The 14582-nt window shown below is 71.6% G+C and carries 1 protein-coding gene (cut by a window edge); it reads right to left on the bottom strand.

Annotation, left to right across the window (positions count from 1 at the left end):
- Positions 1-14582: the 5' portion of a non-ribosomal peptide synthetase gene (locus tag V5P93_RS10070; protein ID WP_104482600.1), read on the bottom strand. It extends 5425 nt beyond the left edge of the window; only the first 14582 of its 20007 coding nucleotides appear in the window; its start codon is at positions 14580-14582; its stop codon lies off the left edge, out of view.

Below are 14582 nucleotides of genomic sequence, written 5' to 3'. Positions count from 1 at the left end.
GACGGTTCCGTTGCCTCGTCGGGGATGACGAGCGCGTTGTCGGTGAGGCGGGCGCGAAGGATCACATGAGCGTCGGCGAGTGCGGCAACGGCCCGGGTGATCTGGTCGAGGGTCAGGTTCGCCGGGGTGGTGAGCAGGCGCGACTGGTGGAAGCGGTTGAGGGGGCCGCCGCGGTCGAGGTGCTCGCGCATGACCGGTGTCAGCGGGATCTCACCGGTGGCGATGTCCTTGGGGCGCGCGGCCACGGCCTCGACGATCTCCGCGACAGCGGCCAGCGTGGCGATCGTGCGGGTCTCGAACACCTGCCGGGTGGAGAAGCGGATGCCCGCGGCCTTCGCCCGGGCGACGAGCTGCATCGAGATGATGCTGTCACCGCCGAGGGCGAAGAAGTCGTCTTCGACCGTCACGGTCATGCCGAGGATGTCACCGACGAGGCTGACGAGCGCCGCCTCCGCCGGGGTCTCGGGCCCGCGACCGCCGCCGCTGGCGCGTTCGGGCTCGGGCAGCGCGGCGCGGTCGACCTTGCCGTTGACGGTGGTCGGCAGGGCGTCCATCAGCACGAACGCCGAGGGGACCATGTAGTCGGGGAGGACGGACCGCGCCCAGTCGGTGATTTCCGTCGCGGTGACGGGGTTCTCGGGGACGATGTAGCCCGCCAGGTACGGCGACGGGTTCTTGCGGACGGTGACGACCGCGCGGCGGACGGCCGGGTGCGCGGAAAGCGCGGCCTCGACCTCCTCCAGCTCAAGGCGCATGCCGCGGATCTTGACCTGGTTGTCGGCCCGGCCGACGAAGTCCAGTGTGCCATCGCCGTTCCAGCGCGCGAGATCGCCGGTGCGGTAGAGCCTGCCGTCGCCGAAGGGGTTGGCGATGAAGCGGGACGCGGTCAGGCTGGGCGCGTTGACGTAGCCGCGGCCGAGGAGGTAGCCGCCCGCGTACAGCTCGCCGGTGCGGTCGACGGGGACCGGGCGCAGGTGCGGGTCGAGCACGTACAGCTGGGTGTTGGGATTGGGCTTGCCGATCGAGGTCGCGGGCCGCTCGGCCGCGTCGCGGTAGACGACGTGCGAGACGCCGATCGTGGCCTCGGCGGGGCCGTAGCCGTGGTACATCGTCGTGGTCAACCTGCGGCGGAAGCGGTCGAAGAGATCGGGGGTGAGGACTTCACCGCCGCACCAGACGTGCTTGAGGTCGCGCAGCGTCCCGGGTTCGGTCGCGACGGTGAGCAGCGCGTCGAGCATCGAGGACGGCAGGTAGACGAACGTGATGCGGTGGGTGTCGATCGTGTCGAGGAGGTAGTTGGGGTCTCGTTCGCCGTCCTGCTCGGCGATGACGACCCGGCCGCCCGCGACCAGCGGCAGGAAGATCTCGTTGATGGAGATGTCGAAGGCGAGGGGTGCTTTGAAGAGGGTGGCGTCGTCCGGGCCGAAGCCGAGGAGTCCGAGCTGCCAGTGCAGGCGGGCGCAGATGGCTTCGTGGCGGATCATGGCGCCCTTGGGCGTGCCGGTGGAGCCGGAGGTGAAGATGACGTACGCGAGGTTGGTGCCGTCGACCGCGACCGGCGTCGGTTCGGCTCGGGTCCAGTTGTCGAGGTCGACGTCTTCGGGGCCGAGCAGGAGGAGTGCGCGGGAGTCGGCCACGACCCGGTCCCGCCGGTCCTGCGGCCAGGCCGGGTCGACGGGGACGAACGCGGCCCCGGCCCGCAGCGTCGCGACGAGGGCGACGACCATCTCGGCGGAGCGCGGGAGGGCGATGCCGATGGTGGTCTCCGGCTTCGCACCGTTGCTCTGGAGCACGGCCGCGAGCGCAGCGGTGCGCTGGTCCAGCTCGCGGTAGGTGAGGGTGCGCTCGCCGTCCACGATTGCGATGGCGTCGGGGGTTTGCGCCATGCGTGCGACGAGCATGTCGGTCAGGGTGCGGGTGACCTCGGGCTCGGCGGTGTTGTTGAAGGTACGCAGGATGGTGCGCCGCTCGGCGTCGGTAAGGACATCGATGCTGCCGACCGTGCTGTCGTTGCCCAGCTCGACGAGCGCCGTCGCAAGCCTCGTCGCCAGGTCCCGGGCCGTTGCGCGGTGCTCGACCTGGTAGCGGAGGCGGATGTCGCCGCTGTCGTGCGCCACGAGCGCGAACGGGTAGTGGGTGGCGTCCCGACCCTCGACGCCGACGACCCTGATCTCCTGGTCTTCCCGCTGCTCGGGGATGGGGTAGCTCTCAAAGACCACGAGCGTGTCGAACAGCTCGCCGATGCCCGCCGCCCGCTGGATGTCGACCAGCCCGACGTCTTGGTGATCGATCAGCTCCGCCTGCTCGGCCTGGAGCCGCCGCAGCAGGTCACCCGGCCGCTCGTGCGGCCGCAACCGGACGCGGACGGGGACGGTGTTGATGAACAGCCCGATCATCCCGGCGATCCCCGCCACCTTCGGCGAGCGCCCGGAAACCGTCGCGCCGAAGACGACGTCGTCCCGCCCGAGCACCCGCCCGAGCACCAACCCCCACGCCGCCTGGACCACGGTGTTGACCGTGACCCTGTAGCGCTTGGCCAGCTCCTCGAGGTTGGTGGTTACCGGGACCTCAACCTCATCCGGCAACCCACCCTTCACCCCGGGAGCCAACAGCGTCGGTTCCCCGAACCCCTCGAGGGCCCGCGCCCACGGTTCGGGATTCGCGTTTTCGAGCGAGGCGAGGTAGTTCCGGTAATCACCCGTCCGAGTGGCCTCCCCGTTCGCGTAAAGCGAAAGCAGCTCCCGAACAAGCAATGGACCAGACCACCCATCAAGCACAAGATGATGATTGGTCACCACCAGCCGATGCCGCTCGCTCCCCACCTTGACCAGGCCGAATCGAACCAACGGCCCCCGCTCAAGATCAAATTTAACCCCCCGGTCCGTCCCCAAAAACGCGTCCCACTCACCTTGTCCCCATGCCGGGAATCCATCCACAGCATCCGCACCGCCCCCCAATTCCCCCTCCCCCGCCGATAAAATGGGCAGGGGACGCCCCCCAGAGGAGGGCGGGGGTGTGTGTTGGGGTCCGGTGGGGTGATCTTCAAAACCGGGGTGGGTTTGGGCGTTGCCGAGATTCGGGTCGAGGGGGTCTCGGGTGCCGGGGTCCAGCGGGGTCGAGTTGCCGGTGCCGTGAGTTGTCGAGTCCGGCGCGGTGGGGCGCGGGGCGGCAGTGCCGTGCGTGGCCGAGTCCGACGCCGTGGGGTGCGGGTCGAGGGTGGCCGGAGAGGTGGCTCTCGGCTTCATGAAGTTGTGGGCAGCCGCGTTCGATGAGTTGCGCGGCGGGTGGGTGGGGTGCCTGTCCGACGATTCCTGGGTAGCGGTGTCCGGCGAGTTGAGATGCGGACGGGTGGGATGACCGTCCGGCGATCCCTGGGCGGTCGGGCCCAGCGGGGCGAGACGTGAGCCGGGCGAACCCTGGGCAGTCGGGCCCGCCGGGTTGAGGCGCGCACTGACGGGGTCCGGCGCGGCGGAAAGCGGGACGGCCGACCGCCGGTCGGTGGATTCCGGCGCGTGGGCGGGCGGTGCGGTCGTGGGCCGCGCGGCCTCAGTCGGCGAGGCCGGACGCGCGCCCGGGTTGGGGGCGCCCGGAGCGGGGTGAGCCGGGCCGGTGGGAGCGCCGGAGGTGGAGTGTGGTGCGTGGAGGGTGGGGTGGTAGGTGAAGGGGGTGGTGGTGGCGGGGGTGATCAGTTGGACCGGAGTGCCGCTCGGGGTCAGGTGGAAGGTGGCGCGGAGGTTGGGGTGGTTGTCGAGGAGGGCGGCGACCGCCGTCTCCAGGCGGGTGGGGTCGAGGGGGCCCTCCAGGTCCAGGACCAGTTGGACCGTGTAGGCGTTGTCTTCGTCCTCTGTGGACAGGTAGAGGAGTCCGGCTTGCAGGGGTGAGACCGGCCAGATGTCGGTGAGGTCTGGGTGGGACTGGGCGAGGGCGTCGATGTCGCTCTGCGGCAGGGTGACCAAGGGGAAGTCGGACGGGGTGTGCTCGGTCGCGGTGGCCGACGCGGCTTCGGCGGTCAGGTTCCGCAGGGCTGCGGCCCAGCGCGCGGCGAGGGTGGGGGTGGTGGTGCCCGCGGCGGGTGTGTAGGTCCATTCGGCGACCAGGGTGGGGCCGGTGGGGCGGTCTTCGAGGGCCGCGTTGATGGTGATGGGGTGGGTGACCGGGAGTTCCGGGTCGACGCCGGCGCCCAGGGCGTTGCCTTCGACGGCCGGGGACCAGGGGGAACCGTCGGTGGTGAATCGGCCCAGGTAGTTGACCAGGACCTCGGCGGTGGGGGTGGCGACGAGGCCGTAGCCGATGCCGTTGTCGGGGGTCTGGTGCGCCTGTTCCTTGACGAGTTTGAGCGCGGCGGTTCCCTCGCGGCCTTGGGCGTCGAGGTACATCGGGTAGACGTTGGTGAACCAGCCGATGGTGCGGGTCAGGTCGGCGCCGGGGACGGCGTGTTCGGCGCGGCCGTGGCCCTCGACGTCGACCCGGGTGGGGCCGTCGGCGGTGATGGCCAGGGCGGTGAGGACGGCCTCCCGGACACCCGCGCGGAAGCGGCGCGGGAGGACGGTGAGCAGGTCGGCGGCGTCGATCTCGACGCGTTCGGTGCGGGTGTTGCCCGCGGTGTCCCGGGTCGGGTCGAGCGGGGCGGTCCCCCAGGGGCGGACGGGCTTGGCGAGCAGGGCGCGCCAGTGGTCGCCGTCGGTGCGGGGGCGGGTCATGAGCTCACGCGCCCACAACCGGAACGGCGTCGACTCGGGGGCGAGGTCACCGGCGCACGCGGCGGCCAGGTCGGCGGCCAGCACCCGCCAGGAGACGCCGTCGATGACGAGGTGGTGGGCGGCGATGAGGAGGCGGTCGCCGTGCCAGCGGAAGGCGATCATCGAACCCCGCCACGGATCCAACGAGTCCAGGGCCTCGTCGACGGTGAATTCGCCGACCTTGAGCACATCGGCAGCGGACCTGGACGGCTCTACGACCAAGCGGCGGGCGTAGGTCTCCGCGGGGTCGACGACCAACCCGCCATCAGCCAGGTGGCGGCGGGACGCGTCGGCGACACCCGAGGCTGGCTCGCCGGGCTCCGAGGAACGGGCAACCGGTGTGTCCACGACATCCGGGATGGACTGGCCGGACGCAGAAGGTTCTGCCGCGATCCTGCCACCGACCGGCGAAGAACTCGATGCGCCGATGACGCCCGGGGCAGGCTCGTCGGACTCCGGAGACGCAGCGACGATCCTGCCATCGACCTGGTGAGCACCGTATGCGTTGACGGCGCTCGGGGCGGGCTGGGTGGAGTTCGAGGGGTTGGTGGCCGGGGTGCCGCCGATCAGGCGGGAGCGCAGCATGCCGTGGGTGTCGAGGACCCGTTGGATGGCGGTGGTGAGGGTTCCGGTGGTGAGGTCTTGGGGGGTGGTGAGGATTGTGGTTTGCGCGAATCGGCGGATGGGGCCGCCGAGGGCGAAAAGGTTGCGGATGACGGGGGTGGGGGTCACCTCCCCGTTGGGTGAACCGGTCAAGCCCGTCACGGTGGCGGGGGCGTGGGCGGCCAGCGCGGCTACGGTGCGGAGTTCGAAGACGTCGCGGGGGGTTAGGGCGAAGCCTGCGGTTCGGGCGGCGGTGACCAGTTGGATGGAGACGATGCTGTCGCCGCCGATGGCGAAGAAGTCGTCGTCTGGTCCTACGGTGGGGAGGTTGAGGACCGCGGCGAAGATCTTGGCCAGTGCGAGTTCGGCTGGGGTGTTGGGGTCGCGGGTGGTGGTCAGTGCACTGAAGTCGGGGGACGGGAGGTTGTTGCGATCGATTTTGCCGTTGGGGGTGAGTGGGAAGGTGGCTAGGGGAACGATTGCGGCTGGGACAGCCTGCTCTGGCAACGTTGCGATCAGGGTGGTGCGGATGGCTTCCGTGGAGAGGTCGGCGGGGGTGACGTAGGCGATCAGGCGTTGGTCGCGGAGGATTGCGGCGGCAGAGCGGACACCGTCTACCGCGGATAGCGCGGACTCGACTTCGCCTAGTTCTACGCGGAAGCCGCGGATCTTGACCTGGTGGTCGTCGCGGCCGCCGAACTGGAGGGAGCCGTCGCGGGAGCGGCGTACGAGGTCGCCGGTGCGGTAGAGGCGGCCGGGGCCGAAGGGGTTGGCCACGAAGCGGGACGCGGTGAGGGCGGGTTGGCCTAGGTAGCCGCGAGCGACTTGTGCGCCACCGATGTAGAGCTCGCCTACTACGCCGGTGGGGACGGGGCGGAGCAGCGGGTCCAGTACGTGGGCGGAGGTCCCGGCGACGGGAGCGCCGATGGTGACGGAGTCACCGGAGATTCGGGCCATGGTGACCATGACGGTGGTCTCCGTTGGGCCGTACACGTCGAAGGCGACCACGTTCGACGACGCCAGGCGCTCCCACAACGCGGCGGGTACGGATTCGCCGCCCATTGCGAGGCCGGAGACGGACGTGTCGAGGAGGCCGTGGTCCACCAGCATCGAGACCGTGCCGGGAGTCGCCTCGACGAAGTCGATCCCCTGGGCGGTGATGGCAGCGACGTAGGCGGCCGGGTCGGCGTACTGGTCGCGGTCGAGCAGGTGCAGTTCGTGGCCGTCGAGCAGCCACAGGACCTGCTGCCACGACGCGTCGAAGGCGAAGGAGAAGCCGTGGGACACGCGTAGGCGGCGGCCGCGCGAGACCGGCTCGAAGACGGCGGAGTGGTTGGTGTGGAAGAGAGTCGTGATCTGCCGGTGTGCCACCGCGACGCCCTTGGGCAGGCCGGTGGAGCCCGAGGTGTAGATGACGTACGCGGTCGAGTCCGGGTGCGGCAGGCGGCCGAGAGGGGCGTCCGAGTCGCCCGCGTCGGGTCGGACGGTTCGCAGTGAGGTCTCCAGGCGGTCGGTGATGACGAGCACCGGTCGCGCGTCGGAGAGGATGTGGTCGAGGCGTGTCCGCGGGTAGTCGGGGTCGAGGGGCAGGTAGACCGCACCCGCCTCGACGACCGCGAGCAGGGCGACGATGAGGTCGGCGGACCGTGGCAGCGCGACGGCAACGACGTCCTCCGTGGCGACCCCGAGGTCGACGATGTGGCGCGCCAGGCGGCGAACGCGGCTGCCCAGTTCGGCGAACGTCAGGGATTCGCCGCCCGCGACCAGGGCGGTGTCGTTGGGCCGGGAGGAAACCTGTACCGCGAACAACTCCGGCAGCGTTTGCGGACCCGAGGGCGCTGGGACCGGCGTGGCGGGCCAGGCGCGTTCCCGAGGAGTTCGTAGGTCTACCGAGGACAGCGGTGCGGACGGAGCGGCGGCGACGGCGTCCAGGAGGGTGGCGAGGCGCCAGGCGAGGTCGACGGCTGTCTCGTGGTCGAACAACGCCGTCGCGTAGTCGACCGAGAGGTCGATGCCGCCCTCGGCGCGTTCGGCCAGGGTGATGGTGAGGTCGAACTTCGCGGTGGTCAGCTCGACCGGTTCGAACACGCCGTCGTGGCCGGGCAGGCCGGGCTTCGCGGTGGGCGCGGTCCGGTGCACCACCATGGTCTGGAACAACGGGTTGCGGCCGAGGCGCCTGCTCGGCGCGAGATCCTCGACCACCCGGTCGAACGGCACGTCCTGGTTCGCGTACGCGGCCAGGTCCGAGACCCGGACCCGGTCCAGCAGCTCGGCGAACGTCGGGTCACCCGCGGTGTTCGCGCGCAGCACGACGGTGTTGACCAGGAACCCGATCAGCCCGTCGAGCCGGTCGTCGACGCGGCCCGCGACGGGCGCGCCGAGCGGGATGTCCGTGCCCGCGCCCAAAGCGGTCAGCAGGGCGGAGACGGCTGCGTGGCCGACCATGAACAGCGAAGCCCCGTGCCTGCCCGCCAACTCGGCGAGCGCGCGGTGCGTGTCCGCGCCGACCGACGCCCGCACGCGGGCGCCCCGGTGGTCGGCGGCGGCCTGCCGGGGGCGGTCGAGTGGCAGCGGGATCTCCTCCGGCAACCCGTCGAGCGCGCGGCGCCAGTGCGCGAGTTGGGTGTCGGCGACGGCGTCGAGCAGCGCGTTCTGCCAGACCGCGTAGTCGGCGTACTGCACCGGCAGCGTCGCGAACGTCGGCTCGACACCGACAAACCTCGCCCCGTAGGCGGTCCCGAGTTCGGCCCAGAGGGTCGCCTCCGACCACTCGTCAGCCGCGATGTGGTGCACGAGGACGAGCAGCACCGACGCCGACGGGCCGGTGCGCAGCAGCCAGGCGCGCACGGGGATGTCGTTGGCCAAGTCGAAGGCGTGCTCGGCCGCATCGGTGAGGCGAGCGGGGAGTTCGTCCTCGGTGAGGTCGACGACCAGCAGTTCCGGTGTGGCGTCGGTGATCTCCTGGTGGGTGTCGCGCAGGACCGTGCGCAGGCTCTCGTGGCGCACGGCGAGGTCGGCGAGCGCCGCGCGCAGGGCCGTGACGTCGACGGCGCCGGTGAGCCGGGCGGTGAACGGGATGTTGTAGGTCGGCGACGGTCCTTCGATCCGGAAGGCGAACCACAGTCGTTGCTGCGCGGCGGAAAGCGGTGGCCGCTCGGGCCGCTCCAGCTCACCCGGCACGGGTCGCACGGTCGGCGCGACCCTCACCCGTGCCGCGAGACCGGCCACTGTGGACGCTTCGAAAACGTCCCGCACCGACAGCTCCGCCCCGAGGCCGGTGCGGGCGCGGTTGACCAGGCGGGTCGCCAGCAGCGAGTGGCCGCCGAGGGCGAAGAAGTCGTCGTCGACACCGACTTCATCCAGTCCCAGCAGGTGCGCGAAGGCGGCGCACAGGAACTCTTCCGTGGAGTTGCGCGGCAGTGCGCGAGTGGCACTGACTCGCGGCTCCGGGAGCGCCTTGCGATCGGTCTTCCCGCTGGGGGACAGTGGGATTCGATCGAGCCCCACGACCACGGACGGCACCAGGTGCGCGGGCAGGGTCGCCCCCAGCGCGTCGCGGACGCCGTCAGCGGCCTCGGCGGGGACGACGTAGCCGAGAAGCCGGTCGTCGCGGACGGTCGCGACGGCGTGCGTGACGCCGGGCAAGGCGCTCATCGCGGCTTCGACTTCGCCGAGTTCGATCCGGAAGCCGCGCAGCTTCACCTGGTCGTCGACGCGGCCCAAGTATTCAAGCGCGCCGTCGGCGTTCCAGCACGCGAGGTCGCCGGTCCGGTAGAGCCGACCGCCGAACGGGCCTGCCACGAACCGGGTCGCGGTCAACCCGGGCCGGTTGAGGTACCCATGCGCGAGCTGAGCACCGGCCAGGTAAAGCTCCCCGACAACGCCGACCCCGGCGGGGTTGAGGTCGCCGTCCAGCACGTATGCCTGGGTGTTCCAGACCGGGTGTCCGATAGGGACGGTTGGCTCGTCGGCACGCACCCGAACGGCGGTGACGTCCACGGACGCCTCAGTCGGCCCGTAGAGGTTGTGCAGCTCGGCGTCCGAGACAGCGAAGAACTCGTCACGCAGGTCAACGGGCAGTGCCTCACCGGAGCACAGCACGCGCCGAAGCGACCGCACCTCCCGCGCCTTCGGCTCGGCGACGAAGGCGCGCAGCATCGATGGGACGAAGTGGACAGTCGTGACGCGTTGCCGCTCGACCACCTCGGCGAGGTAAGCCGCGTCCCGGTGGCCACCCGGGCGGGCGAAGACCACGGTGGCGCCAACCACCAGCGGCCAGAAGAACTCCCACACCGACACGTCGAACCCGGCCGGGGTCTTCTGCAGTACCCGCTCCCCCGGTTCGAGCCCGTAGGCCGATTGCATCCACAGCAGCCGGTTCACGATGCCGGACTGCGGCACCACGACGCCCTTGGGCCGCCCGGTCGAGCCGGACGTGAAGATGACGTACGCGGGTGCGCCCGGTTCGGCGGCCTCCCCCTCGAAGGCCGCCGAACCGGCTCCCCCAAGCTCATCCGGCACTAGGACGGCATCGCCGGGCAATTCGGTTCCACGTGGCGCGATAACGACCGCGGGCGCCGCGTCCTCGACCATCACGCGCAGGCGCTCTGCCGGGTACTCGGGGTCCAGCGGCAGGTACGCGCCGCCCGCGCGCTGGACAGCCAGCAGCGCCACCACCAACGCCGTCGAGCGCTCCAGCATGACCCCGACGATCGAGCCGACCCCCACACCGTGCGCGCGCAGCTCCGCCGCGAGAGCGGACACCGCGGCGTCCAGTTCCGCGTAGGTCAGCTCCTCGCCACCGTCGACCACGACCGCCGTCGAGTCCGGCGCCGCCGCGACCCGCGCAGCGAACAGCGACGGGATCGTCGCGGGCGTGACTGGCACCGACTTCCCCTGCCACGACGACAGAACTCGCTCGCGCTCGTCGTCGGTCAGCAGGTCGATCGAGCCGAGCGGCAGACCTGGTTCGGCCACAACGGCGCTCAGGAAGCGGGTGAGCCGGGCGGCGAACCGTTCGATGGTCGAGGGCTCGTACAGGTCGGTGGCGAACTCGACAAATCCGGTCAAGCCGTCACCTGTGGGCAGTTCGGCCAGGTCGACGGTGAGGTCGAACTTCGCGGTGTCGGTGTGGACGAGATCGGCGGCGCCGGTCAGGCCGGGGAAGCCGGAGACCTCCGGCAGGGCCGGGTGGTACGCGAACAGGACCTGGAACAGCGGGTGCCGGGCGGCGGAGCGGCGCGGCGCCAGGGTCTCGACCAGCCGGTCGAAGGGCGTGTTCTGGTGGTCGAACGCGGCGAGGTCGGCGGCGCGGACCCGGGAGAGCAGGTCGCGGAACGTCGGGTCACCGGAGGCGTCGGTGCGCAGGACGACCGTGTTGACGAAGAAGCCGACCAGCGGGTCGACAGCCGGGTCGACGCGGCCCGCAGTGGGAGTGCCGATGACGATGTCGTCGCCCGCGCCGTGGCGCGACAGCAGCGCGGCGATGGCGGCGTGCAGGACCATGAACGCGCTGGTGCCCGTGTTCGCGGCGAGAACGCGGATGGCGGCGTGCAGGTCCGCCGGGATGTCGAGGGGGACGCTGCCGCCACGGTGCGAGGCGCGGGTCGGGCGGGGCCGGTCGGGGCGCACCGTGACCTCGTCGGGCAAGCCACCGAGCGCGGATGCCCAGAAGTCGGCGCCGGACTCGGGCAAAGCCCGTTGCCACACGGCGAAGTCTGCGTACTGCAGGGCGAGCGGCGCGTACTCCGGGGATCGACCGGCCAGGCGCGCGGAGTAGGCGGCGGCGAGGTCGGTGACCAGCGGGCCGAGTGACCACTCGTCGCCCGCGATGTGGTGCAGGACAAGCAGAAGCACGTGCCGGTCACCGTCGCGCAGCAGCGTGACCCGCAGCGGCGAGTCGGCGCGCAGGTCGAACGCCGCCTTCGCCGCGTCCGCCACGGCGGAGTCGGAGTACCGCGCCTCGACGACCTCCGGCATGGCGGAACCGATCACCTGGTAGGCGATACCGTCCGCGTCCGTGGCGACCGTGGTGCGCAGGACCTCATGACGTGCCACAACATCCGCGACGGCCGCGCGCAGCGCACGCACGTCGAGCAGGCCGTCGAAAGTCAGGACCAACGGGATGTTGTAGGTCGGGTCCGGGCCATCCAGCTCGTGCACGAACCACAGGCGGCGCTGCGCGAACGACAGCGGCACGCGCTCCGGCCGCTCCCCCGCGCGGGGCCCGTCGATGGCGGCGGCGGCCGTGAGCCGGTCGATCAGGCCCGCGACGGTCGGCGCGTCGAAGATGGCGCGGATCGACAGCTCGACACCCAGTTCGACGCGGGCCCGCACGCTCAGCCGGGTGGCCAGCAGCGAGGTGCCGCCCAGGGTGAAGAAGTCGTCGTCGATGCCGACCGCGCGAACGCCCAGGACCTCGCCGACCAGCTCGCACAGCGCCCGTTCACGCGGGTTGCGCGGCGCGCGGCCACCCGAGGAGCCCGCGAGGTCGGGGGCGGGCAGGGCGCGGCGGTCGACCTTCCCGTTGGGGGTCAACGGGATCGCGTCGAGGCCGATGACCGCCGACGGGACCATGTAGTCGGGCAACGCGGCCCGCGCCCACTCGACCAGGTCGTCGGGGACGGCCGGGACCACGTACGCGACCAGCCGCTGCTCGGCCAGGCCCGTGCCGTGCGCGACGACCACGGCCCGCTCGACGGCGTCGTGCCTGGTCAGAACCGCTTCGATCTCACCGAGTTCGATGCGGAAGCCGCGGATCTTCACCTGGTGGTCGACCCGGCCCAGGACCTCCAGCAGGCCGTCCGCGCGGGTGCGGGCCAGGTCGCCGGTGCGGTACATGCGGGTGCCGGGGGCGCCGAAGGGGTCGGCGGTGAAGCGTTCGGCGCTCAGGGACGGGCGGTCGTGGTAGCCGCGCGCCAAGCCGTCGCCCGCGATGTACAGCTCGCCCGCGACACCGGCGGGGACCGGGCGCAGCGCGGAATCCAGCACGTACACCGTGGTGTTGGCGATCGGCAGTCCGATCGGGACGGTCAGCGCGTCGGTCAGGACGTGCGCGGTGGACCAGATCGTGGTCTCGGTGGGGCCGTAGAGGTTGGTGGCGCCACGGGTGCGGGCGAGCATGTCGGCGGCCAAGTCGGCGGGCAGGGCCTCGCCGCCGACCAGGGCGCGCAGGTCGCGCGCGGCATCGGGGCGAGCGGCCAGCAGCGCCTGCCACAGCGACGGCGTGGCCTGCATGACCGTGGCGCCGCTCGCCGTGATCGCGGACTCCAGCAGTGCCGGGTCGCGCGCCGTGTCACCGTCCACGAGGTACACGGCAGCGCCGGAGAGCAGTGGTGTGAACAGCTCCAGTCCGGAGATGTCGAAGCCGACCGTGGTCACCGCGAGGAGGGTGTCGGCGGCGGTGAGGGCGAACCGGTCGACCATGTCGAGCAGGAAGTTCACCAACGCACCGGAAGGCACGACGACACCCTTGGGGCGGCCGGTGGATCCCGAGGTGTACAGGATGTAGGCGGCTTGGTCGGCGTGTACCGGGGCCGGGTCGAGGTCGGCCGTGGGCACGTCGTCGAGGTGCAGGACGTCGAGGCCGTCGAGGGGCTTGACCATGCCGGGCGCGGTCACCAGCAGGGCGGGCGCGGCGTCGGCGAGCATGTGGTCGAGCCGGTCCGCCGGGAATCCGGGGTCCAGTGGCAGGTACGCGGCACCGGTGGCGGCGACGGCCAGCAGGGTGACGACGAGGTCGACCGTGCGGGGCAACGCCACCGCCACAACGGAATCCGGCGTGACGCCCCGCTCGCACAGCACGGCCGCGAGCCCGCCGACGCGGCCCACCAGCTCGCCGTAGGTCAGTTCCCGCACACCGTCGCGCACCGCGACCCGATCCGGTGTGTCCACCGCGCGGTCCCGCACCAGCGCGGCCAGTCCGCGTCCCGGCCGGATGCGTTCCGGTCCGATGATGCCTGCCGGTCCTTCCGACAGCCCCAGCTGCCCGGTCGGTGTCTCCGAGCCTGCCTCGACCAGCCCTCGGAGCAGCGCGGTGAACGACCGGAGATGACTCGTCAGGTCGTCCTCGGTGTACCGCACGGGATCGCCGTCCAGCTCGATCTCCAGCGGGACGCCGTTCTGGCCGCCGTAGACGGTGAACGACAGGTCCTCGGCCGGACCGGCGGCGAGGTAGCGCACCTCGGCCGACGGGCCGCCGAAGTCCAGTGGCGCGCGGTAGGGCTTGAGGTTCACCCACGGCCCGACCAGACGTCGTTGCGCGGCGAGCAGATGCGCGGCGCGCCGGACATCCTCGCCGCGGTACCGCTGGTGCGAGCCGACAGCCCGGATCTCGGCCCGGACCGCGCCGATCAACTCGCCGACGGTCATCCCCGGACGAACCGCGACCCGCAGCGGCAGCACGTTCACCGCAGTGGTCGGGATCCGCGCCGACACCGAGCCGAGCCTGCCCATCATCGGCAGTCCCAGCACAACCTCGTCCGCCCCGGTAACCCGGCGCGTGAACAACGCCACGGCAGCGGAGACCACCGCGGGCGCGGTCAACGCCGCCAACCGGAGGTCGCGCACGGTCCCGCGCACGCGGCGGAACCCCAGCGACGACTCCCCCACCGTCGACGGCGACACCACCTCGGGAAGGTCGGCGACGCGCTCGGCCCACCAGTCCTTGTCCTGGGCGAACCGCTCCGACGCGCGGTAGAGCTCCTGCTCCTCAACATAAGCGCCGACCGGCGCGAACGGGCTCGGCCCCGGCTCCCCACCGCCGACCAGGTTCCGGTAGACCTCCGCGAGTCGCGACGCGACAAGGGAGAAGCCGTATCCGTCGAGCACGATGTGGTGCGCACGCTGGTACCACAGGTGGTGGTCCACACCGACCACGAGCAACGCTTCAGCCGCCAACGGGCCCACGGTCAGCTCGACCGGTCGCGCGAGGTCGGCGTCCATCCACCGCCGCGCCGCCGCCATCGGATCGGCCGCGTCACGCAGATCCACCACCTGGACCGGGATTTCCAGCGCGCCGGGCCGCTGCCGGACGTCGTCACCGTCCACGGTGAACACCGTGCCGAGCGCGGTGGCCTCACCGACCACGACGGACAGTGCGCGCCGGAACACGTCCACTTCGAGCACACCGCGCAGCTCGACCGCCTCGGCGGTGTGGTACGCGGTCCCGGAGGCGTCGAGCCGTTGGGCGAACCACAGCGCCTGCTGGGCGGGGGTGAGCGGACTTAGCGGCTCGGACAT

This window comes from Actinokineospora auranticolor (assembly GCF_041897805.1).
Classification (GTDB): Bacteria; Actinomycetota; Actinomycetes; order Mycobacteriales; family Pseudonocardiaceae; genus Actinokineospora; species Actinokineospora auranticolor.
This window is presented reverse-complemented; position numbering and strand designations above follow the sequence as displayed.